Here is a 19,665-nt window from a genome sequence, read left to right as displayed (position 1 = left end):
AAATGAAAGTATCTGAACTCCAAGGTAAGGATCAGGCGGCTTTGACCAAAGAACTGAATGAATTGTTGAAGGCGCAATTCAGCCTGCGTATGCAAATCGCTACGCAACAGCTGACTAACACTTCTCAATTGAAGAAAGTTCGTCGTGACATCGCACGTGTGAAAACCGTCATGAACCAGAAGGATGCCAAATAATGAACGATCAAGTTAAAGTCGCACTGAAGCGCACATTGATTGGCAAGGTTGTTTCCGACAAGATGGACAAAACCGTAACAGTGGTTGTTGAACGTCACGTCAAGCATCCTTTGTACGGCAAGATCATCGTCCGTAGTGCTAAGTACCACGCACACGATGAAGCGAACCAGGCAAAGGCCGGCGACACCGTTGAAATTCAAGAAGGTCGTCCTATCTCCAAGACTAAAGCTTGGACAGTGACACGTGTGGTTCAAGTCGCACAAGTAGTATAAATTTATTGCACAAATCGTTTTTTGGTGTAATAATAATGGGCTGTCATTTGCAAAGTATGCGAGTGACAGCCTAAATGTCTTTCATAACGCCCTCTTGTTGTGAAAGTGTTAAAAAAATCGTCCACCTAATCAGTTGGCTCGTGCATTGTAGGTTATGTAGGGGTTAGCTGGCGGGACCAAGACTGACTACAAATTTGCATTGTGCAAGTTGTGTGGATTAAGTTGGGAAAGAGAACATTATGATTCAAACAGAAAGCCGGCTGGAAGTGGCTGACAATACTGGTGCGCGCGAAGTTTTGTGCATTAAAGTGTTGGGCGGTTCCAAGCGTCGTTATGCGGGTATTGGTGACGTAATTAAAGTCACTGTTAAGTCTGCTGCTCCGCGCGGTCGTGTAAAAAAAGGTGAAATTTACAACGCCGTTGTCGTGAGGACAGCTAAGGGTGTTCGTCGTCAAGATGGCTCGTTGGTCAAATTTGATGGCAATGCTGCAGTATTGTTGAATGCAAAACTTGAGCCTATCGGTACTCGTATTTTCGGCCCAGTAACACGCGAACTGCGTACTGAGCGCTTTATGAAAATCGTGTCTTTGGCTCCAGAAGTGCTGTAAGGGGTCGTGATGAACAAAATTCGTAAAAACGACGAAGTCATCGTCTTGACGGGTAAAGACAAAGGTAAACGCGGTCAGGTGCAAGTTTGCATCGATAGCGATTACGTTGTTGTTGCAGGTATTAACGTCGCTAAAAAAGCTGTTAAGCCTAACCCAATGACTGGCGCAGTAGGTGGCATCGTGGATAAAGTGATGCCGATTCATGTGTCGAATGTTGCATTGTTTAATGCAGCGTCTGGCAAAGCAGACCGTGTAGGCTTCAAGGTAGTGGATGGCAAGAAAGTCCGTATCTACAAGTCGACTGGCGAAGTTGTGAAGGCATAACATCATGGCCCGTCTACAAGCAATATATAAAGATAAAATCGTTGGTGAACTGACTGAAAAGTACGCGTACAAATCAGTTATGGAAGTTCCACGTATCTTGAAAATCACCCTGAACATGGGTTTGTCTGAAGCAATTGCAGACAAAAAGATTATTGAGCATGCGGTTGGTGACCTCACCAAGATTGCTGGTCAAAAACCAGTAGTTACCAAAGCTCGCAAAGCGATCGCTGGTTTTAAAATCCGTGAAGGTTATCCAATTGGTTGTATGGTAACTTTGCGTGGCGCTCAGATGTATGAATTCCTGGACCGTTTCATCACAGTGGCACTGCCACGTGTACGTGACTTCCGTGGCGTTTCTGGTCGTGCGTTTGATGGTCGTGGTAACTACAATATCGGTGTCAAGGAACAGATCATTTTCCCTGAAATCGAATACGACAAGATCGACGCGTTGCGTGGTATGAACATCAGTATCACGACAACAGCAAAGACCGACGACGAAGCGAAAGCACTCCTCGCCGCATTTAAATTTCCGTTCAGAAACTGAGGTCGCCATGGCAAAACTGGCACTGATTAATCGTGAGCAAAAGCGTGCAGACCTGGTGAAGAAATTCGCTGGTAAGCGTGCCGAATTGAAGGCCATCATTGATGACCAATCAAAAACTGAAGAAGAGCAGTACGCTGCCCGTCTGAAGTTGCAGGCATTGCCACGTAACTCCAATCCGACTCGTCAGCGTAACCGCTGCGCTTTGACAGGTCGCCCACGTGGCACATTCCGTAAATTCGGTTTGGGCCGTATTAAACTCCGTGAAGTCGCCATGCGTGGTGAAATCCCGGGTATGACTAAAGCCAGCTGGTAATAGGAGAATAAGCAATGAGTATGAGCGATCCTATCGCCGATATGCTGACCCGCATCCGTAACGCACAAGTTGTTCAAAAGACTGTCGTCGCGATGCCGTCCTCCAAAGTAAAGATCGCAATTGCGAACGTACTTAAAGACGAAGGTTACATTGAAGATTTCGCAGTTTCTGAAACTGCAGGTAAGTCCGAATTAAAAATCGGCTTGAAATATTACGCAGGACGTCCTGTGATTGAACGCTTGGAACGTGTATCACGTCCAGGTCTCCGTATTTACAAAGGTAAAGATGAGATCCCAAGTGTCATGAACGGTTTGGGAGTGGCGATCGTTTCCACACCACAAGGCGTCATGACTGACCGCAAAGCGCGCGCAACCGGTGTCGGTGGCGAAGTGATTTGCTACGTCGCCTAAGGAGTGAAAGATGTCTCGAGTAGGTAAGATGCCAATCGCTTTGCCGGCAGGTGCTGAAGTCACCATTTCGACAGAGCAGATTACAATTAAAGGCCCACAGGGCGTGTTGTCTCAAGCCTTGAACGGCCTGGTGACAATTGCGAACGACAATGGCACTTTGAGTTTTTCCCCAGCTAATGATGGTCGTGAAGCCAATGCGATGAGCGGTACCCTGCGTGCCCTGGTCAATAACATGGTTAACGGCGTCACTAAAGGTTTCGAAAAGAAACTGAATCTGGTCGGTGTTGGTTACAAAGCGCAAGCTCAAGGCGACAAATTGAATTTGTCTCTTGGTTTCTCGCACCCGGTTGTTCACGCAATGCCAGCTGGCGTTACATGCGCAACACCAACTCCAACTGAAATCCTGATCAAAGGGATTGATAAGCAAAAAGTTGGTCAGGTTGCCGCTGAAGTTCGTGCATACCGCAGTCCAGAGCCTTATAAAGGCAAAGGCGTTCGCTATGCGGACGAAGTGGTTGTGATTAAAGAAACCAAGAAGAAGTAATAGGGGTTGACGATGGACAAGAAACAATCACGTCTGCGCCGCGCACGTCAAACCCGTGCCAAGATCGCAGAACTCAAAGTGAACCGCCTGGCCGTGCATCGCACAAACCTGCACATCTATGCAAACATCATTGGCCCAGACGCCAAAGTGTTGGCATCTGCCTCTACAGTAGAAGCAGAAGTACGTGCAGAGTTGGCTGGCAAGTCTGGTGCAGGCGGCAACGCTGCTGCAGCGAGCTTGATCGGCAAACGTGTTGCAGAGAAGGCAATCAAAGCAGGGGTTACCGAAGTTGCGTTTGACCGCTCCGGTTTCCGTTACCACGGTCGCGTCAAGGCGCTTGCAGAAGCAGCCCGTGAAGCTGGCTTGAAGTTCTAAGGAAAATTTGTCATGGCAAAAATGCAAGCAAAAACAGCAGCCGACAAGCCGGATGATGGCATGCGCGAAAAAATGATCGCGATCAACCGCGTGACCAAAGTGGTCAAGGGTGGTCGTATCATGGGTTTCGCGGCGCTGACAGTCGTTGGTGACGGCGATGGCCGTATCGGTATGGGCAAAGGGAAATCGAAAGAAGTTCCAGTTGCTGTACAAAAAGCGATGGAAGAAGCACGTCGTAAGATGATCAAAGTGACTTTGAAGAACGGTACTCTGCAACACACCGTTACTGGCAAGCACGGCGCGTCTTCCGTCATGATTTCTCCAGCAAAAGAAGGTACTGGCGTTATCGCTGGTGGTCCAATGCGCGCGATTTTTGAAGTAATGGGTATTGTAAACGTCGTGGCGAAATCCAACGGCTCCACAAATCCATACAACATGGTTCGTGCAACTTTGAATGGTTTGGCCAAGATGAGTACTCCATCTGAAATCGCTGCAAAGCGTGGCAAAACTGTTGAAGAAATTCTCGGTTAAGGAGCACCTCATGTCTAAGACAGTAAAAGTGCAATTGGTTAAAGGTTTGATCGGCACACGCCAGGATCACCGTGCAACTGTACGTGGCCTGGGTCTGCGTCGTGTTAATTCAGTTTCCGAACTGGAAGACACACCATCCGTACGTGGCATGATCAATAAAGTCTCGTATCTTGTGAAGGTTGTATCGTAAACCGTCAGGTTTGCGATCGGAGCAAATTATGGAATTGAATACAATCCAGCCAGCTGATGGCGCAAAACACTACAAACGTCGTGTTGGTCGCGGTATCGGTTCAGGCTTAGGTAAAACAGCGGGTCGCGGTCATAAAGGCCAAAAATCCCGTTCAGGCGGCTTTCATAAAGTCGGTTTCGAAGGCGGTCAGATGCCTCTGCAACGTCGTTTGCCAAAACGTGGTTTCAAATCACTGGCAACACCGTACAAAGCAGAAGTTCGCTTGACAGATCTGGAAAACCTGCCAGTGACAGAGATCGACGTTTTGGCTTTGAAACAAGCCGGCGTAGTTTCTGAGCTCGCACGTGTAGTCCGTGTGATCTTGTCTGGTGCTATCACCAAGAAAGTTTCTTTGAACGGCTTGATCGTCACTAAAGGCGCTAAAGCTGCAATCGAAGCTGCTGGTGGCACAATCGCTTAATCGAAGCAGACAACCGGAGCATTAATTGGCAACATCTCCACAACAAGCTAAAAGTGCTGCAAGCGGGTTTCCCTGGGGGCGACTCTGGTTCTTGCTGGCGGCACTGGTTGTCTACAGGATTGGTGCACATGTTCCTGTGCCGGGTATAGACGCCAAAGTGCTGGAAGACATGTTCAAACAAAACCAGGGTGGTTTGCTGGGTATGTTTAATATGTTCTCTGGTGGTGCGATGCAAAGATTCACTGTATTCGCTCTGGGTATCATGCCGTATATTTCTGCGTCGATCATCATGCAATTGATGTCGATCGTCTCTCCTCAACTGGAAGCGCTCAAAAAAGAGGGCGAGTCCGGTCGTAGAAAGATTACGCAATTTACACGTTATGGCACTGTGGTTCTGGCCCTGATCGAAAGTTATTTTATTGCGTTCGGTCTCGAAGGTCAGGCCGGTCTGGTACTTGATCCTGGCATGGCATTTCGTTTGACGACGGTATTGTCGCTGGTGACGGGCACTATGTTCCTGATGTGGTTAGGTGAGCAAATCACTGAGCGCGGTCTGGGAAATGGTATCTCCATCATCATTTTCGCCGGTATTGCAGCAGGTTTGCCTGGTGGTCTGAGTAATTTGTTTGAACTGGTCCGTACCGGTCAAATGGGTAACTTTGCCGCACTGGTTATCTGTCTTGTTGTACCTGCAGTAACGTTTGCTGTCGTGTTTGTAGAGCGTGGTCAACGCAAAATCCTGGTGAATTATGCAAAACGCCAGGTTGGTAACAAGATCTACGGTGGTCAAAGCAGTCATTTGCCACTGAAGTTGAATATGGCTGGTGTTATTCCTCCTATTTTCGCTTCATCGATTATCTTGTTCCCGGCGACGATTACGAGCTGGTTTACCAAGGGTGCAGAATCTTCTACAAGTGGTTTTATCACTTTCCTGAAGGATCTGGCAGCGTCGATGGCGCCTGGTGAACCGATACACGCTTTGTTGTATGCAATAGCGATCATTTTCTTCTGCTTCTTTTATACCGCTTTGGTATTCAATAGCAAAGAAACCGCTGATAACCTGAAGAAGAGTGGTGCTTTTGTTCCCGGGATACGTCCAGGTGACCAGACCGCACGCTACATCGACAAGATATTGATGCGTTTGACGCTGGCAGGTGCGATTTACATTACGCTGGTTTGTCTGTTGCCAGAATTTTTGATTGCGAAGTGGAAAGTACCATTTTATTTCGGCGGAACGTCTCTGCTGATTATCGTGGTGGTAACCATGGACTTTATGGCGCAGGTACAGAACTATGTTATGTCCCAGCAATATGAATCGCTTCTTCGTAAAGCAAATTTCAAGGGCGGGATTCCTTCAAGGTAATCGCCCAGGGGACAGCAGATCGAATGGCAAAAGACGACGTTATACAGATGCAGGGCGAGATTCTTGAGAATCTTCCGAATGCAACATTTCGAGTTAAGTTGGAAAACGGGCATGTTGTACTTGGCCATATTTCCGGGAAGATGCGGATGAATTATATCCGTATCCTTCCAGGTGATAAGGTGACAGTGGAATTGACGCCTTATGATTTGAGCCGGGCGCGAATAGTGTTCCGTACCAAGTAAATTTAAAATGAACTAGAAGGAAAGAGGGCAAAAATGAAAGTTCTCGCATCAGTTAAGCGGATCTGCCGCAACTGCAAAATCATCAAGCGCAAGGGTGTTGTTCGTGTTATTTGCACAGAACCACGCCATAAGCAGCGCCAAGGTTAATTAACGTTATTGAACGAGGAATAACGAATGGCACGTATCGCAGGGGTTAATATCCCAAATCATCAGCATACCGTAATCGGCTTAACAGCTATCTATGGTATTGGCCGTCCACGCGCACAGAAAATCTGTGACGCAACAGGTGTTTTGACCAATAAAAAGGTTAAGGATCTGGATGACAACGAACTCGAGAAGCTTCGCGACGAAATCGGTAAATTTATCGTCGAAGGCGACTTGCGTCGTGAACTGTCCATGAACATCAAACGCTTGATGGACTTGGGTTGCTACCGTGGTCTCCGTCATCGTAAAGGCTTGCCTTGCCGTGGCCAACGTACACGTACAAATGCGCGTACTCGTAAGGGTCCACGTAAAGCAGCGCAATCTTTGAAGAAATAATCCAGGCTAGCCCGGATCCAAGGAAAACATTATGGCAAAAGCTCAAAATAACGCTGCAGCAGCACGTGCGCGTAAGAAAGTTAAAAAGAACGTTGCGGAAGGTATCGCTCACGTTCACGCTTCTTTCAACAACACCATCATCACGATCACTGATCGTCAAGGCAATGCGTTGTCTTGGGCAACAGCCGGTGGTGCTGGTTTTAAAGGCTCACGTAAATCTACTCCTTTTGCAGCGCAGGTCGCAGCAGAAGCAGCAGGTAAAGTGGCTGTTGAATGCGGTATCAAAAATCTGGAAGTTCGTATCAAAGGCCCAGGCCCAGGTCGCGAATCTTCAGTACGCGCTTTGAACAATCTGGGTATCAAGATCTCCCTGATTCAAGACGTTACTCCAGTTCCACATAACGGCTGCCGCCCTCCAAAGCGTCGTCGTATCTAAGTTGGAGCTCTAAGCCGCTTATTATGTAAGCGATTTAGGCAAGCAGATTTATTCTCTGCTGGCATTCTTGCGGAATCTCCGTTAGAATGCAGACCCGCCATTTCGTTGGCGGGTTTTGTGTTGTGGAAATTTCAGAGTACAAAAAAATAATCAAAGGCACAGTCTTTGTTGTTAAGACCACCGTCTGGTTGCAGGCAGATCAGACTAGCGTAGTGTAGAAAACATTACGTCATTTACAAGGAAAACATCGTGGCACGTTATATCGGACCAAAAGCAAAACTTTCCCGTCGCGAAGGCACGGACCTGTTCTTGAAGAGCGCACGTCGCTCCCTGGACTCCAAATGCAAACTGGACGCAAAACCAGGTCAACATGGTCGCACTTCTGGTGCTCGTACCTCTGACTACGGTAACCAATTGCGCGAAAAGCAAAAAGTTAAACGTATGTACGGCGTTTTGGAACGTCAGTTCCGCCGCTACTTCGCTGAAGCTGACCGTCAAAAAGGCAACACAGGCGAAACACTGTTGAAATTGCTGGAATCCCGTCTGGACAACGTTGCTTACCGTATGGGCTTCGGCTCCACACGCGCTGAAGCACGTCAGCTGGTCAGCCATAAAGCATTCACAGTCAACGGCATCGTTGTTAACATCGCTTCTTACCAGGTTAAAGCTGGTGATTTGATCGCTGTTCGTGAAAAAGCGAAAAAACAAGTTCGTATCGCTGAAGCTCTGTCCCTGGCAGAACAATCCGGCATGCCTTCATGGGTAGCTGTTGATGCGAAAAAACTGGAAGGTACTTTCAAGTCCATGCCAGATCGTAGCGATATCGCTCACGATGTCAACGAATCCCTGATCGTTGAATTGTATTCTCGTTAATATTCAAGTTTCACCGCCTGCCTGTTTTACTACAGGCAGGCTTTTTTCTTTAATGCCGTCAGCCTTATCGGTGTAACGAACCGAGGGTATTGAAAAGGACATTCATGCAAAACAATCTGTTAAAACCACGTATTATCGATGTGGAAATGTTGGGTGCCGGTCACGCTAAAGTCGTGATGGAACCGTTTGAACGTGGCTATGGCCACACACTGGGCAACGCATTGCGTCGCGTACTGTTGTCCACTATGGTTGGTTATGCACCGACTGAAGTTGTGATCGCCGGTGTCGTTCATGAATACTCTTCCCTCGATGGCGTGCAAGAAGACGTCGTCGATATCTTGTTGAACTTGAAAGGCGTAGTCTTCAAGTTGCACAACCGTGATGAAGTCACGCTGACATTGAAAAAAGATGGCGAAGGCGCTGTATTGGCTTCCGACATCGATCTGCCGCATGACGTAGAACTGATTAACCCAGATCACGTTATCGCCAATCTGACAGCTGGCGGTAAGCTGGACATGCAGATCAAGGTAGAAAAAGGCCGTGGCTATGTGCCAGGTAACGTTCGTCGCTTGTCTGAAGATGCGAACAAAACCATCGGTCGTATGATTTTGGATGCGTCTTTCTCCCCAGTACGCCGTGTTTCTTACGCTGTGGAATCTGCCCGCGTTGAACAACGTACTGATCTGGATAAACTGGTTATCAATATTGAGACCAATGGCGTCATCTCCCCAGAAGAAGCAATCCGTCAATCTGCCCGCGTGCTGGTTGATCAATTGAATGTCTTCGCTGCCCTGGAAGGTACTGAAGCCGCTGCTGAAGCCCCATCCCGCGCACCTGCAGTTGATCCTGTCCTGTTGCGTCCAGTCGATGATCTGGAACTGACAGTACGTTCAGCCAACTGCCTGAAAGCAGAAAACATTTACTACATTGGTGATCTGATCCAACGTAGCGAAAATGAACTGTTGAAGACACCAAATCTGGGTCGCAAGTCCTTGAACGAAATCAAGGAAGTTCTGGCGTCCCGTGGTTTGTCTCTGGGCATGAAGCTGGAAAACTGGCCACCTGCTGGCCTGGAAAAATAATTTTGTCCAACGGGTGGGCTGAGACAGCCTGCCCGTTTTTTAACCGTAGTAAAAATAATTACCGGCCCGCGATAAGTTTGCTTATCGATAGAAGAGCTGGCATTTAAATCTGAAAGGAAATACCATGCGTCATCGTCACGGCTTACGTAAGCTGAATCGTACTTCTTCCCACCGTCTGGCAATGTTGCGCAACATGACAGTATCCCTGTTGCGTCACGAAGCCATCAAAACAACTTTGCCAAAAGCCAAAGAACTGCGCCGCGTTATCGAGCCGATTCTGACTTTGGGTAAAACAGACACACTGGCTAACAAGCGTCTGGCTTTCTCCCGTTTGCGCGACCGCGAAATGGTAGTCAAGCTGTTTGCTGAACTGGGCCCACGTTACGCAAATCGTAACGGAGGCTACCTGCGCATCCTGAAAATGGGTTTCCGCGTCGGCGACAATGCTCCTATGGCATACGTTGAGCTGCTGGACCGTCCAGAAGGCGTAGATGCAGCTGATGCACCAGTTGCTGAGTAATTAGCACTTGGGCATCATGCCCAGACTGCTCAAAGCTTAAAGAAGCCGTTCAGTGTAAACTGAACGGCTTCTTGCTTATTGGCGCGTGATAGATATGTACTTTTGGACATGCCTGAGGCCAAGCGCTGATGTAAGCTTAAAAACACGCTCAGGCAATATACTTGCAGGCATTTATTTTGCGATATGCTGTAATGCGCTTGTGCTACATCCGACCAAACATCATGCAGTTTTTATCAGGCGAATTGGCGCCGCCAGCGAACATGGAATAGCGATGGATGATGACAATCTGATCCTGGTATTAACTAACCTGCCAGACCGCGACATTGCCAAAAAACTGGCCAACCAGGTCGTCGCCGAAAAATTGGCTGCCTGCGTGAACATTTCTGCTGATATATTGTCCATCTACAACTGGGATGGTGAACAACAGGCTGACACTGAAGTTCAATTGATGATCAAGACCCGGCAAGCTTGCTATTCCAGGCTGGAAGCACTGATCATCGCCCAGCATCCCTATGACCTACCCGAAATAATAGCCATCCCCCTGGTGGCCGGATTGCCGGCTTATCTGGACTGGGTGAGAAAAGAAACCGAAACGCCATGAATGCCTCAACACCGCTGTTTTCTGCACCCATGCCAGCCAAGCCACAAAACTTCCAGATAGCACAGCTATGGCGTCTGTGTGCCCTGGTGTTGGCCTTGCTGTTCACATCCTTATTCTCACACTTCGCCAGCGCAGAAGACTTCCTCGACCCTGAAGTAGCATTTAAGGTATCTGCCAAAATGGCAGAGCCAGGTGTGGCCGAAGTGACTTTTACGATAGCAGACGGTTACTACCTGTATCGCGAACGTTTCAAGTTCAGTTCAGACGATGCCAAACTCGGCGATATTGTCATGCCAGCTGGCAAGGTCAAGTTTGACGAAACCTTCCAGAAAGAAGTCGAGACTTACCGCCATTCCCTGGTAGTCCGCATACCCATACAGGCAGCAGCAGATTTCACGCTAAAGATAGGTCGCCAGGGTTGTGCCGATGGCGGCCTGTGTTATCCGCCGTTGGAGACGCCGGTTAAATTGCAGGTAGCTGGCGCGAGCGCTGCAAGCACACAATCAGCAGCCAATGTGAGCACCGACTCTGCTGTCAACGCCGGTACAGAAAGCAATATCAAAGCCACAGAATCCAGTCATGATGAAGAGACCAGCAGTATCAGTGCGGCCTTGAAGAGTGGCAGGCTCGTCCTTATCCTGCCCTTGTTCCTGTTGCTGGGCCTTGGCTTGTCTTTCACTCCCTGCGTCTTGCCCATGGTGCCTATCCTGTCTTTCATCATCGTAGGTGAAGGCACGGGCATCAAACGTAGCCGTGGTTTTCTTCTGTCCTTGTGCTATGCCCTGGGTATGGCGCTGGTGTACACCGCACTTGGTATTGCCGCTGGACTGGTTGGTGAAGGTTTGTCGGCGACTCTGCAAAATCCCTGGGTACTCGGTGCGTTCGCCTTGTTGATGGTGATACTGTCACTGTCCATGTTCAATGTGTATCAATTGCAGGTGCCAGCCGCCTTGCAAACCAAGTTGACTCAGGCATCTGAAGGCCAGCGCAATGGCAAACTGGTAGGTGTGTTTTTCATGGGGGCTATTTCAGCCCTGATCGTCGGGCCTTGCGTGGCCGCACCACTGGCAGGCGCTCTGGTATATATCAGCCAGACCCGTGACGTTGTTGTCGGTGGCTCTGCCCTGTTTGCCATGGCGATGGGTATGAGCGTACCTTTGCTGCTGGTGGGCATCTCGGCTGGCAGCCTGTTGCCACGTGCAGGCATGTGGATGGAAAGTATCAAGCGTTTCTTTGGTGTCCTGATGCTGGCCATGGCCTTGTGGATGATCAGCCCAGTGATACCCGTCTGGTCACAAATGCTGGGTTGGGCTATCTTGCTGATCGCTTATGCCAGCTATCAATTATTCTTCCAGCGCAGCGGTATGTTTGCCAAGGCAGTATCTGTCATATTCTTCTTCCTGGGGGCTGTGCAACTGGTCGGTGTTGCCACAGGTGGCCGTGATGTATTTTCCCCTGTTGCCCACTTGTACGGCGGTAGTACCGAACACGTCAAATTCACCCGTATACGCAGCATTGCCGAACTTGATGCTGCCGTGGCGCAATCCAAGGGCAAGACGGTCATGCTGGATTTTTATGCAGACTGGTGTGTGTCGTGTAAAGAGATGGAAAAACTGACTTTCCCGGAAGCCAAGGTCAAGGCCAGGCTCGACAATATGCTGCTGTTGCAAGCTGATGTCACGGCTAACAATGCCGACGATAAAGCCTTGCTGAAACGCTTTGGCCTGTTTGGTCCGCCAGGCATTATTTTCTTTGATGCCCAAGGCAAAGAAATTTCAGGCCAGCGGGTTATCGGTTATCAGAATGCAGATAAATTCTTGCAATCGCTGAACCGTGCAGAAGGCAAATAAAGTATATTCAAAGAATATATAAGCATGCAACTAAACTGTCCTTGAGTAAGCAGGGTAGAGCGGCTATATTCGAGTTCTCGTTTCTTTTTGGAGAAAAAAATGACTTTGCGTTTAGGCGACATCGCCCCTGATTTCGAGCAAGATTCTTCTATTGGCCCTTTGAAATTTCATGAATGGGCAGGTAATTCCTGGGTAGTCTTGTTTTCTCATCCAGCTGACTTCACCCCGGTCTGCACGACAGAGCTGGGCCTGACTGCAAAGCTCAAGCCAGAGTTTGACAAGCGCAATGTAAAAGCAATCGCCTTGTCAGTCGATGGTGCAGAATCCCATCTGCAATGGATCAAGGATATTGAAGACACACAAAAAACGGTTGTCGGCTTTCCTATCGTTGCTGATGCTGACAAGAAAGTTGCAGCACTGTATGACATGATCCACCCTAACCAGTCTGAGACTGTTACGGTGCGTTCCTTATTCGTCATTGATCCGAACAAAAAAGTCCGCCTCATCATCACTTACCCGCTGACCACAGGCCGCAATTTTGATGAAGTCTTGCGCGTCATTGATGCCCTGCAATTGACGGATGGCTATACCGTTGCGACACCAGGCAACTGGCGTGATGGCGATGACGTTATCATCCCGTTGTCAGTCAAGGATGAAGAAGTCATCAAGCAAAAATACCCTAAAGGCTATACTGCTGCCCGCCCTTATCTGCGCGTCACACCACAGCCAAACAAATAAGTCATGCCTAGCGCATAAACAAAAGCCACGATTGATGCGTGGCTTTTGTTTTTCAGCGCGAAAAATAGAAACTATCGTGACGGCACGATCATTTCAGCATAGTCATACAAAGCACCCAGAATTTCTTCTGCTGCTTCATCTGCTGTTTCTGACAAAGTATCGATTTCATTGAAATACATCTCGACCGTCCTGGCATTGCCGACACCATCGAGCAAACGTGCTGCACGGTGTTCTTCCCAACTTTCTTGCTCTTCCATGCTCAGGCTGTCATGGAAGTTGCGGGCGCGGTAGCGGAACAATAATTCAGCCAGGCGCGGATCCTGGAAGCTGGTGCTGGCTTTGGCGAGCTGCACGCCATTCATACGGCGCAAATCATTCAAGAGGCGGCGGTCACCGGCACCGACAAAGCCACCGTACAAGTCTTCATCGACATCACTGGCGGCTGCCTCTGGGCGCGCATACACTTGTTCCCATATCGCCTTGGCAGCGTCAGGCAGCGAAGCAGCTTTTTCGGCGTGCTGCTGTACCAGAGCCATATCTATCTTCCAATGTTCAGCCATGGAAGCTGACAAGGTTTTTAAGTTGCCGATGACGATGGGTGATTTGTTGATATGTATGCTTTTCACAGGCAGGCGTTGCACGCCTTCAGGCAGGGCATCGCTCTTGCTGAACATGCGTAGCTGTATGGTCTCTGCATCCAGTCCTGCCAGCTCTGCCGGGTCATGGGTCAGGTCCCAGGCAATGACTTCATTCTTGTTCTTGGGGTGCATGGCTAATGGCCACATGACGGCCAGGCAGCCACGTTCTACCGGGAACATGCCCGACACATGCAAAAACGCTTTGTTCAAGACCGGCATATCGATTTCTGCCGCAACCTTGTCTTTCTTATGCAAGGCAAAGCAAAAGTCGAACAGCTTGGGCTGGCGCTCGCGTATCAGGCGCGCCAAAGCTATCGTGGCACGCACATCTGACAGCGCATCATGCGCTGCTTCATGCGCGATACCGTTGGCCTTGGTCAGGTGCTCAAGGCGAAAGCTGGGCTTGCCTTCATCATTCTTTGGCCAGTTGATACCCTCAGGGCGCAACGCATAACAGGTGCGTACCATGTCCATGATGTCCCAGCGGCCACAATTGTTTTGCCATTCGCGTGCATACGGGTCGATGAGGTTACGCCAGAACATGAAGCGGGTAATTTCATCATCAAAGCGTATGGTGTTATAGCCCACGCCTATAGTGCCGGTCTTGCCCAGTTCCTGTTCTATTTTTGCTGCAAATTCATGCTCAGGTATGCCGCGCTCAAGGCAGGTTTGTGGCGTGATATGGGTGATCAGGCAAGACTGCGGATCAGGCAAAAAATCATTGGCGGGCTGGCAGTACAGCATGACTGGTTTGCCTATCTCATTGAGTTCGGCATCCGTGCGTATGGCGGCAAATTGCGCAGGCCTGTCGCGGCGGGCAACTGCGCCAAAGGTTTCATAGTCATGCCAGAGAAAGGTATGTTCTTGCATTGGTATTTAAATGTGATTGTATGTTTTGAACTTGGAAAAATTTTGCGGTTTACTCTATCCTGCGGCTGGCCTGGTCTTGCAAATAGCGCTGGCTGCGGAAGTAAATCAACAAGAGCACGACGATGACACCCATCGCACCCATGGTGTACCAAAAGCCGGACGCGTGTTTGAGCAAAGGCATGACTTCAAAGTTCATGCCAAAAATACCTGTGATCAGTGTCAGTGGCATGAACAGAGCAGTAATGACAGTCAGGGTGCGCATGATTTCACTGGTTCTATGGGCCATCGCCGCAAAGTGGATTTGCACCGCTGATTCCAGCGATGCTTCGAGGCGGCGCGCGTGGTTCAATACGCGGCTGATATGTTCCATCACATCATTGGTGCGCACCAACAGCAAGTCCTTGGCGCGGCTATTGCCATCATGGGTATCGACGATATGGTCGCGCAATTCCTGCATGGCATCGCGCTGTTCTTCACACAGATTATCGAGCTTACGCAATTCCACGCGCGAATCCAGCAAGGCCAGCCAGTTATTGAAAGGCCGGCGTGGGTCCAGCAAGGCATGTTGCCAGCGGTCGAGCTGTTGGGTCAGCGGCTGGCGCAATTCCAGGTATTGATCAACCATGGCATTCAAGAGTCGCAACATCAGCTCTTCTGGTGAGGCTGGCAGGCGGCTGCCGTGGGTATTATTCTCTGCCCGCGATTTATAATCGAGCAGGCGCTGGCGTGCCAGTTCTACCGTGCGGCTCTGTGCCGGGCGTACTGTGATCAGGACATTTTGCATGAGCAAAAACGAGACAGGTGTGGTCGCCAGTTTATTCAATGCTGCAGGTATCTTGCGTTTCACGCCGTTCTTGTTGTCGCCATTCACTTCTGTCAGTGTCAGCTTGCGAAACACCACCAATTCATATTCTTCAGTCGCATCGAAGTAGGATGGGTGCGTGAGATTGCTGACATCCTTGAGATGCAATTCATAAATCTGTGTTCCCGTAATCGCTTCAACACGGTTGCGCCAGGCAATCGGGTCAGCTGCGACTTCTTCATGGCTGGCATCCAGCCATAAAAAACCGCCAGCATTGACCAGGGCTTCAGGCTTGTCAGGATTTTGCAGTGTCTGCGTATCGTTAATGTGGAAGATGTCCATGCGTCTTTTGTCGTGAAAAAATAAGCCAGAGTCCACCCAGTGAAATCAGGCAGGTGGCAGTCAGCAAGGCCTGCTCTGGCGTAGATAAGGCAAAGGAATAAAACCAGCTGGCAGTAAATAGGTTCATTATCAGGATGCACAGTATACGCACAGTCTCAGGCAGCAGATAAATACGGCCCCTTTCCATCAGTCCACCTATACACCACAGGCCCATGACCAGCCAGCTCACATAGATGGTGGCGTTTAGCGCACTGATGTTTTTATAGACCAGTAAAAAGTGAGTTGCTGCCTCCAGCAAGAGGATGAATTGCACTATGCAATACCAGGCCGTGGCCTTGCTCATGGACGGGTCATAAGCCAGCCTGTGAATATCAAATGTTGAAGGTGCAGATTGTGCCATGAGGTCAGCAGGACGCCAGCCCGGCGGGCGCAACCAGATCTGTAATTTATCTCGCCACCGTCGTGTATTCCATGCATCGCGCCAAACCTGTTCATACACTTCCAGATTGGCCCACAAGGGGTTCCAGCTACGCAAGGGCTTACGCGTTCCATACACGATGTCGACATGATCACGCTCTTCGATGAACGTCCCAAACAACCTGTCCCAGATCACGAGTATGCCGCCAAAGTTTTTGTCCAGATACATGTCATTGACAGCATGATGGACACGGTGATTCGATGGCGACACAAACACGCGGTCAAACCAGCCCAGCTTGCCTATCTGCTCGGTATGCACCCAGAACTGGTACAGCAAATCGATGAGGGCAACTGCAATAAATACATCGAGCGGAAAGCCTATCAGGGCCATCGGTAAATAAAAAATCCAGCCAAACAAAGGTCCGGTACTGGTTTGCCGTAATGCCGTACTCAGATTGTATTGTTCACTCTGGTGATGCACGACATGGGCTGCCCATAACAGATTGGTCTGGTGTCCCATCCTGTGCAACCAGTAATATAAAAAGTCATAGAGCAGCAGCGCGGCTATCCACACCCAGACACTGTCTGATGGCAGACTGAACAGTGACAGATACTTGAGCACCAGCGCATACATGCCTATCGAAAACAACTTGGAAAATGCCCCTATGATCTGGCTCATGACACCGAGGCTCAGGCTATTGAGCGAATCATTCATACGGTACAAATGACGTTGGCGTTTGCGCGCGACTATAAACTCAAGAGCGATCAGGATGAAAAAAACCGGGCTGGCAAAGGTAATGATTTTTTCATGCATGATCCTGGCCTTATTCAGTAGGGGATGACGTGACCGAAGCTGCAATCAGCCACAGCGCCAGATAATAGCTGCTGAGGATGAGGAGAGGAGAATGCGTAATAGGCGTGTAGAAGCGGTTGTAAGCCAGCAGGGTATCAGACAGCATGAAGCACAGGCCGCCAATCAATGCGAGACGACCAGACAGGCTGCGCAACTGCAAGCCACGACTGATGGCTTGCGCTGTCATGCAAAGTAGCAGGCAGACATAGGCGACAACAGGGATTTGCAAAGCCGCTGGCAAACCCGGCCAGAGTATCACCAGGTTAATGATGCCAAGGGCAGCGATACCGGCAAAAGCCAGAGGCTTACCAGCAAAGCGGCTGTCGCTGATGAGTGCTCGCAAGAAGCAGATATGCGCCAGCAAAAAACTCAGCAGGCCACATAAAAAACCATGGCGAAATACTGTGCCAGGTAACATCAAAAAGATGTCGCCAATCAACGAACAGATGATGCCAATCAGTATGGCGGTTTGATAGGTGCGACTGACGACAGGCTTACTTCGCCATGCAAAAAAGAAGATGGCGAGTGTTGTCAGCGGTTTGAAAATATAGTGCAGATATTGCGCACTGCCTATCTCTTTCCCCCATTCAGCACCGGCAATTGCCAGCGCAGCAAAAATGAAAATGAAGACAGCACGCAACATCGCAGGCATGGCAATATCAGCCAGTGTGTTTCAGCAGACGCGCAACATCGCGGGCGAAATACGTCAGGACACCATCGGCACCAGCACGCTTGAATGCCAGCATGGATTCCATCATGGTCTTGTTATGATCTAGCCAGCCATTTTGCGCTGCCGCCTTGATCATCGCATATTCACCACTAACCTGATAAGCAAAGGTCGGCACCTTGAATTCATCCTTGACCCTGCGCACGATATCCAGATAAGGCATACCAGGTTTGACCATGACCATGTCAGCACCTTCGGCCAGGTCCAGTGCCACTTCGCGCAGCGCTTCATCGCTATTCGCCGGGTCCATCTGGTAATTGGCTTTATCGCTTTTGCCCAGGTTGGCGGCGGAACCTACTGCTTCACGGAAAGGACCGTAAAAAGCAGACGCATATTTGGCCGAGTAAGCCATGATGCGGGTGTGGATGAAATTATTCGCTTCCAGCGCATGACGTATCGCGCCTATACGGCCATCCATCATATCGCTGGGGGCAACAATATCAACACCGGCTTCTGCCTGCACCAGTGCCTGGCGTACCAGCATGGCAGTGGTTTCATCATTAAGGACATAGCCGTCAGCATTCAACAAACCATCCTGTCCATGACTGGTGTAAGGGTCCAGTGCCACATCAGTCAGCACACCCAGTTCAGGGAAGCGGTTTTTCAGTTCGCGCACTGCGCGAGGGATCAACCCTTTTGGGTTGGTCGCTTCTATGCCATCCGGTGTTTTTAATTGCGGGTTGATGGCAGGGAATAGCGCCAGCACCGGTATGCCCAGGGCAACGCAATCTTCTGCCACACCCATCAGCAAATCTATCGTTACTCTTTCCACGCCAGGCATGGATGAAACTTTTTCACTTTGATTGACACCGTCGATGACAAAAACCGGGTAAATCAAATCAGATGCAGTCACCGCGTTTTCACGCATGAGTGCGCGGGAAAACGCATCTTTACGCATGCGGCGCATACGGATGGCAGGGAAATGTGCAGAAGGGTGGGATGGCTTGGTGTATGACATAGACAGATGACAATCAATGAAAAGAATTTTATGCAGGTTAATGAAACTTTTTTTAAGTTGCAACATCTTAATGCACAGGTTGGATCAACTCCATGCCTACCGCTTCTCCTCCCTGAGCGGGCACCGTGCGTCCCTATTCGTAACGGTGTTATTACCCCGGCAAAAAGACTAACTTTGCCGGGGTTTTTTTATTCTGCGTCAGCCGGCTTGTTTGCCTGGGCTTCTGCAGGTGCGTTCGCTGTATCTGCGTTGGCGTCTGTATTCGTATTTACATAGGCCTCTGAATCTGTTTCACCGGCAGTATCACCAGTATCAACGATAGGGTCTCTATCCAGGCCGACCAGACGTTGCACTGCTGCATCGGCTTCTTCTATACCTATGCGTTTCAGGGCAGAAAATAATTGCAGGCTGAAAGGGAAGAGCGGGCCTTCATCATCCACGTAACTGTCGAGTACCGCCTTGGCTTTGCGCAAGGCATCAGTACATTCGCTGCGGTTAAGTTTGTCTGCCTTGGTCAAAATGCAATGGATAGGGCGGCCAGTTGGCGCAAACCATTCCAGCATCTGTATATCCAGGTCAGTGAATGGACGGCGCGCATCCATGATCAGCACCAGAGCGGCCAGTTGCGTGCGTCTTTGTACATAGGCACCGAGTAACTGGTTCCAGTGTTGCTTGGCGGCACCTGGTACCTCCGCATAGCCATAGCCCGGCAAATCGACTAGCAGGGCGCGGATTTCATCGACCCTGGTTTCATCCTTGCGGTGCTGGCCCACATGGGCGCCACCAATGGAAAAATAATTAATATGTTGTGTGCGGCCCGGTGTTTTTGAGGCAAAACAGAGTTTTTTCTGATTACACAGGGTATTGATAGCGGTCGATTTGCCAGCGTTGGAACGGCCAGCGAAAGCGATTTCGGGCACGTGGGTGCGCGGGAGATCGCGCAGATGATTCACCGTAGTGAAGAAGCGGGCTTGCCAGAGGATAGACATAGAGGAAAGGAATAATGGAAAAATGCAACATAAGGCAGTAAAAACGCCCGAAAGCTATT

At 49.6% G+C, this 19,665-nt stretch carries 29 protein-coding genes; 23 read left to right on the top strand and 6 right to left on the bottom strand.

All coding sequences use genetic code 11. The features are described from left to right. The first annotated feature begins 2 nt into the window (after positions 1 to 2). The 23 genes from rpmC (at position 3) to ACO0LI_RS07380 (ending at position 13,010) form a co-directional block, all read left to right on the top strand. Positions 3 to 194 (top strand): 50S ribosomal protein L29, encoded by a 192-nt coding sequence (gene rpmC / locus ACO0LI_RS07490; RefSeq protein ID WP_110255919.1) that lies wholly within the window; start codon positions 3 to 5, stop codon positions 192 to 194. Next, positions 194 to 466, top strand: coding sequence for a 30S ribosomal protein S17 (gene rpsQ, locus ACO0LI_RS07485; protein ID WP_110255920.1), 273 nt, complete (start codon positions 194 to 196; stop codon positions 464 to 466). The genes rpmC and rpsQ overlap by 1 nt, the downstream gene beginning before the upstream one ends. 239 nt (positions 467 to 705) lie before the next feature. Continuing rightward, positions 706 to 1,074: a 50S ribosomal protein L14 gene (gene rplN, locus ACO0LI_RS07480; protein WP_006464924.1), complete on the top strand. Its 369-nt coding sequence runs from the start codon at positions 706 to 708 to the stop codon at positions 1,072 to 1,074. A gap of 9 nt (positions 1,075 to 1,083) precedes the next feature. Next, positions 1,084 to 1,398 carry a 50S ribosomal protein L24 gene (gene rplX, locus ACO0LI_RS07475; RefSeq protein ID WP_110255921.1) on the top strand — a complete coding sequence of 105 codons (315 nt, stop codon included), beginning with the start codon at positions 1,084 to 1,086 and terminating at the stop codon, positions 1,396 to 1,398. Positions 1,399 to 1,402: 4 nt separating this feature from the next. Next, a complete protein-coding gene (gene rplE, locus ACO0LI_RS07470; RefSeq protein ID WP_110255922.1) occupies positions 1,403 to 1,942 on the top strand; it encodes a 50S ribosomal protein L5 in 540 nt (179 codons plus the stop codon). A gap of 7 nt (positions 1,943 to 1,949) precedes the next feature. Beyond that, positions 1,950 to 2,255: a 30S ribosomal protein S14 gene (gene rpsN / locus ACO0LI_RS07465; RefSeq protein ID WP_110255923.1), complete on the top strand. Its 306-nt coding sequence runs from the start codon at positions 1,950 to 1,952 to the stop codon at positions 2,253 to 2,255. Positions 2,256 to 2,269: 14 nt separating this feature from the next. After that, positions 2,270 to 2,665: a 30S ribosomal protein S8 gene (gene rpsH / locus ACO0LI_RS07460; protein WP_110255924.1), complete on the top strand. Its 396-nt coding sequence runs from the start codon at positions 2,270 to 2,272 to the stop codon at positions 2,663 to 2,665. 10 nt (positions 2,666 to 2,675) lie between these two features. Further along, positions 2,676 to 3,209 (top strand): 50S ribosomal protein L6, encoded by a 534-nt coding sequence (rplF, locus tag ACO0LI_RS07455; RefSeq protein WP_162039558.1) that lies wholly within the window; start codon positions 2,676 to 2,678, stop codon positions 3,207 to 3,209. A 12-nt stretch (positions 3,210 to 3,221) separates the two neighbouring features. Then, positions 3,222 to 3,584, top strand: coding sequence for a 50S ribosomal protein L18 (gene rplR, locus ACO0LI_RS07450; RefSeq protein WP_110255926.1), 363 nt, complete (start codon positions 3,222 to 3,224; stop codon positions 3,582 to 3,584). Positions 3,585 to 3,596: 12 nt separating this feature from the next. Next, positions 3,597 to 4,115: a 30S ribosomal protein S5 gene (rpsE, locus tag ACO0LI_RS07445; RefSeq protein WP_110255927.1), complete on the top strand. Its 519-nt coding sequence runs from the start codon at positions 3,597 to 3,599 to the stop codon at positions 4,113 to 4,115. A 10-nt stretch (positions 4,116 to 4,125) separates the two neighbouring features. Beyond that, the gene (rpmD, locus tag ACO0LI_RS07440; protein WP_110255928.1) at positions 4,126 to 4,305 is read left to right on the top strand and encodes a 50S ribosomal protein L30; all 180 of its coding nucleotides are present in this window, start codon (positions 4,126 to 4,128) and stop codon (positions 4,303 to 4,305) included. A 28-nt stretch (positions 4,306 to 4,333) separates the two neighbouring features. Then, on the top strand, positions 4,334 to 4,765 hold the full coding sequence (gene rplO / locus ACO0LI_RS07435; protein WP_110255929.1) for a 50S ribosomal protein L15: 432 nt from the start codon (positions 4,334 to 4,336) through the stop codon (positions 4,763 to 4,765). A gap of 25 nt (positions 4,766 to 4,790) precedes the next feature. Beyond that, positions 4,791 to 6,128, top strand: coding sequence for a preprotein translocase subunit SecY (gene secY / locus ACO0LI_RS07430; RefSeq protein WP_422948926.1), 1,338 nt, complete (start codon positions 4,791 to 4,793; stop codon positions 6,126 to 6,128). Between the two features lie 23 nt (positions 6,129 to 6,151). Beyond that, on the top strand, positions 6,152 to 6,370 hold the full coding sequence (gene infA, locus ACO0LI_RS07425; RefSeq protein ID WP_005663428.1) for a translation initiation factor IF-1: 219 nt from the start codon (positions 6,152 to 6,154) through the stop codon (positions 6,368 to 6,370). Between the two features lie 33 nt (positions 6,371 to 6,403). Next, a complete protein-coding gene (gene rpmJ, locus ACO0LI_RS07420) occupies positions 6,404 to 6,517 on the top strand; it encodes a 50S ribosomal protein L36 (RefSeq protein ID WP_014004415.1) in 114 nt (37 codons plus the stop codon). A 27-nt stretch (positions 6,518 to 6,544) separates the two neighbouring features. Further along, a complete protein-coding gene (rpsM, locus tag ACO0LI_RS07415; RefSeq protein ID WP_186950499.1) occupies positions 6,545 to 6,910 on the top strand; it encodes a 30S ribosomal protein S13 in 366 nt (121 codons plus the stop codon). A 31-nt stretch (positions 6,911 to 6,941) separates the two neighbouring features. Beyond that, a complete protein-coding gene (gene rpsK / locus ACO0LI_RS07410) occupies positions 6,942 to 7,346 on the top strand; it encodes a 30S ribosomal protein S11 (RefSeq protein ID WP_110255932.1) in 405 nt (134 codons plus the stop codon). 249 nt (positions 7,347 to 7,595) lie between these two features. Beyond that, entirely contained in the window at positions 7,596 to 8,219 is a 624-nt protein-coding gene (gene rpsD, locus ACO0LI_RS07405) for a 30S ribosomal protein S4 (protein ID WP_423031976.1), read from the top strand. Between the two features lie 104 nt (positions 8,220 to 8,323). Then, the gene (locus ACO0LI_RS07400; protein WP_110255934.1) at positions 8,324 to 9,301 is read left to right on the top strand and encodes a DNA-directed RNA polymerase subunit alpha; all 978 of its coding nucleotides are present in this window, start codon (positions 8,324 to 8,326) and stop codon (positions 9,299 to 9,301) included. A gap of 124 nt (positions 9,302 to 9,425) precedes the next feature. Next, positions 9,426 to 9,821, top strand: a complete 396-nt coding sequence (gene rplQ, locus ACO0LI_RS07395) for a 50S ribosomal protein L17 (protein ID WP_110255935.1) — start codon at positions 9,426 to 9,428, stop codon at positions 9,819 to 9,821. Positions 9,822 to 10,092: 271 nt separating this feature from the next. Continuing rightward, positions 10,093 to 10,422: a divalent-cation tolerance protein CutA gene (gene cutA / locus ACO0LI_RS07390; RefSeq protein WP_422948924.1), complete on the top strand. Its 330-nt coding sequence runs from the start codon at positions 10,093 to 10,095 to the stop codon at positions 10,420 to 10,422. After that, positions 10,419 to 12,272 (top strand): protein-disulfide reductase DsbD, encoded by a 1,854-nt coding sequence (gene dsbD / locus ACO0LI_RS07385; RefSeq protein WP_422948923.1) that lies wholly within the window; start codon positions 10,419 to 10,421, stop codon positions 12,270 to 12,272. The genes cutA and dsbD overlap by 4 nt, the downstream gene beginning before the upstream one ends. 99 nt (positions 12,273 to 12,371) lie before the next feature. Continuing rightward, positions 12,372 to 13,010 carry a peroxiredoxin gene (locus ACO0LI_RS07380; protein WP_422948922.1) on the top strand — a complete coding sequence of 213 codons (639 nt, stop codon included), beginning with the start codon at positions 12,372 to 12,374 and terminating at the stop codon, positions 13,008 to 13,010. A gap of 71 nt (positions 13,011 to 13,081) precedes the next feature. Here the strand turns inward: ACO0LI_RS07380 and sbcB are convergent, their stop codons facing one another. From sbcB to yihA, 6 genes are all read right to left on the bottom strand, one after another. Next, positions 13,082 to 14,518, bottom strand: a complete 1,437-nt coding sequence (gene sbcB / locus ACO0LI_RS07375; RefSeq protein ID WP_423031974.1) for an exodeoxyribonuclease I — start codon at positions 14,516 to 14,518, stop codon at positions 13,082 to 13,084. A gap of 49 nt (positions 14,519 to 14,567) precedes the next feature. Further along, positions 14,568 to 15,662 (bottom strand): magnesium transporter CorA family protein, encoded by a 1,095-nt coding sequence (locus ACO0LI_RS07370; protein WP_423031972.1) that lies wholly within the window; start codon positions 15,660 to 15,662, stop codon positions 14,568 to 14,570. Then, entirely contained in the window at positions 15,643 to 16,893 is a 1,251-nt protein-coding gene (locus tag ACO0LI_RS07365; RefSeq protein WP_423031970.1) for a sterol desaturase family protein, read from the bottom strand. Before ACO0LI_RS07365 ends, ACO0LI_RS07370 begins: the two co-directional genes overlap by 20 nt. Positions 16,894 to 16,903: 10 nt before the next feature. After that, the gene (locus ACO0LI_RS07360; RefSeq protein WP_423031968.1) at positions 16,904 to 17,584 is read right to left on the bottom strand and encodes a lysoplasmalogenase; all 681 of its coding nucleotides are present in this window, start codon (positions 17,582 to 17,584) and stop codon (positions 16,904 to 16,906) included. 7 nt (positions 17,585 to 17,591) lie between these two features. Continuing rightward, positions 17,592 to 18,617, bottom strand: a complete 1,026-nt coding sequence (hemB, locus tag ACO0LI_RS07355; RefSeq protein WP_423031966.1) for a porphobilinogen synthase — start codon at positions 18,615 to 18,617, stop codon at positions 17,592 to 17,594. Positions 18,618 to 18,805: 188 nt separating this feature from the next. Continuing rightward, positions 18,806 to 19,606 carry a ribosome biogenesis GTP-binding protein YihA/YsxC gene (gene yihA / locus ACO0LI_RS07350; RefSeq protein WP_423031964.1) on the bottom strand — a complete coding sequence of 267 codons (801 nt, stop codon included), beginning with the start codon at positions 19,604 to 19,606 and terminating at the stop codon, positions 18,806 to 18,808. Positions 19,607 to 19,665: the final 59 nt, after the last annotated feature.

The organism is Undibacterium sp. Tian12W, from assembly GCF_049339405.1.
Taxonomy (GTDB): Bacteria; Pseudomonadota; Gammaproteobacteria; order Burkholderiales; family Burkholderiaceae_D; genus Undibacterium.
This window is presented reverse-complemented; position numbering and strand designations above follow the sequence as displayed.

Excerpts from the sequence above, each read along its gene's own strand:
- rpmC (WP_110255919.1), top strand. The coding sequence starts at position 3 with ATGAAAGTATCTGAACTCCAAGGTAAGGATCAGGCGGCTTTGACCAAA.
- rpsQ (WP_110255920.1), top strand. The coding sequence starts at position 194 with ATGAACGATCAAGTTAAAGTCGCACTGAAGCGCACATTGATTGGCAAG.
- rplN (WP_006464924.1), top strand. The coding sequence starts at position 706 with ATGATTCAAACAGAAAGCCGGCTGGAAGTGGCTGACAATACTGGTGCG.
- rplX (WP_110255921.1), top strand. The coding sequence starts at position 1,084 with ATGAACAAAATTCGTAAAAACGACGAAGTCATCGTCTTGACGGGTAAA.
- rplE (WP_110255922.1), top strand. The coding sequence starts at position 1,403 with ATGGCCCGTCTACAAGCAATATATAAAGATAAAATCGTTGGTGAACTG.
- rpsN (WP_110255923.1), top strand. The coding sequence starts at position 1,950 with ATGGCAAAACTGGCACTGATTAATCGTGAGCAAAAGCGTGCAGACCTG.
- rpsH (WP_110255924.1), top strand. The coding sequence starts at position 2,270 with ATGAGTATGAGCGATCCTATCGCCGATATGCTGACCCGCATCCGTAAC.
- rplF (WP_162039558.1), top strand. The coding sequence starts at position 2,676 with ATGTCTCGAGTAGGTAAGATGCCAATCGCTTTGCCGGCAGGTGCTGAA.
- rplR (WP_110255926.1), top strand. The coding sequence starts at position 3,222 with ATGGACAAGAAACAATCACGTCTGCGCCGCGCACGTCAAACCCGTGCC.
- rpsE (WP_110255927.1), top strand. The coding sequence starts at position 3,597 with ATGGCAAAAATGCAAGCAAAAACAGCAGCCGACAAGCCGGATGATGGC.
- rpmD (WP_110255928.1), top strand. The coding sequence starts at position 4,126 with ATGTCTAAGACAGTAAAAGTGCAATTGGTTAAAGGTTTGATCGGCACA.
- rplO (WP_110255929.1), top strand. The coding sequence starts at position 4,334 with ATGGAATTGAATACAATCCAGCCAGCTGATGGCGCAAAACACTACAAA.
- infA (WP_005663428.1), top strand. The coding sequence starts at position 6,152 with ATGGCAAAAGACGACGTTATACAGATGCAGGGCGAGATTCTTGAGAAT.
- rpmJ (WP_014004415.1), top strand. The coding sequence starts at position 6,404 with ATGAAAGTTCTCGCATCAGTTAAGCGGATCTGCCGCAACTGCAAAATC.
- rpsM (WP_186950499.1), top strand. The coding sequence starts at position 6,545 with ATGGCACGTATCGCAGGGGTTAATATCCCAAATCATCAGCATACCGTA.
- rpsK (WP_110255932.1), top strand. The coding sequence starts at position 6,942 with ATGGCAAAAGCTCAAAATAACGCTGCAGCAGCACGTGCGCGTAAGAAA.
- ACO0LI_RS07400 (WP_110255934.1), top strand. The coding sequence starts at position 8,324 with ATGCAAAACAATCTGTTAAAACCACGTATTATCGATGTGGAAATGTTG.
- rplQ (WP_110255935.1), top strand. The coding sequence starts at position 9,426 with ATGCGTCATCGTCACGGCTTACGTAAGCTGAATCGTACTTCTTCCCAC.
- cutA (WP_422948924.1), top strand. The coding sequence starts at position 10,093 with ATGGATGATGACAATCTGATCCTGGTATTAACTAACCTGCCAGACCGC.
- dsbD (WP_422948923.1), top strand. The coding sequence starts at position 10,419 with ATGAATGCCTCAACACCGCTGTTTTCTGCACCCATGCCAGCCAAGCCA.
- ACO0LI_RS07380 (WP_422948922.1), top strand. The coding sequence starts at position 12,372 with ATGACTTTGCGTTTAGGCGACATCGCCCCTGATTTCGAGCAAGATTCT.
- sbcB (WP_423031974.1), bottom strand. The coding sequence starts at position 14,518 with ATGCAAGAACATACCTTTCTCTGGCATGACTATGAAACCTTTGGCGCA.
- ACO0LI_RS07370 (WP_423031972.1), bottom strand. The coding sequence starts at position 15,662 with ATGGACATCTTCCACATTAACGATACGCAGACACTGCAAAATCCTGAC.
- ACO0LI_RS07365 (WP_423031970.1), bottom strand. The coding sequence starts at position 16,893 with ATGCATGAAAAAATCATTACCTTTGCCAGCCCGGTTTTTTTCATCCTG.
- ACO0LI_RS07360 (WP_423031968.1), bottom strand. The coding sequence starts at position 17,584 with ATGCCTGCGATGTTGCGTGCTGTCTTCATTTTCATTTTTGCTGCGCTG.
- hemB (WP_423031966.1), bottom strand. The coding sequence starts at position 18,617 with ATGTCATACACCAAGCCATCCCACCCTTCTGCACATTTCCCTGCCATC.
- yihA (WP_423031964.1), bottom strand. The coding sequence starts at position 19,606 with ATGTCTATCCTCTGGCAAGCCCGCTTCTTCACTACGGTGAATCATCTG.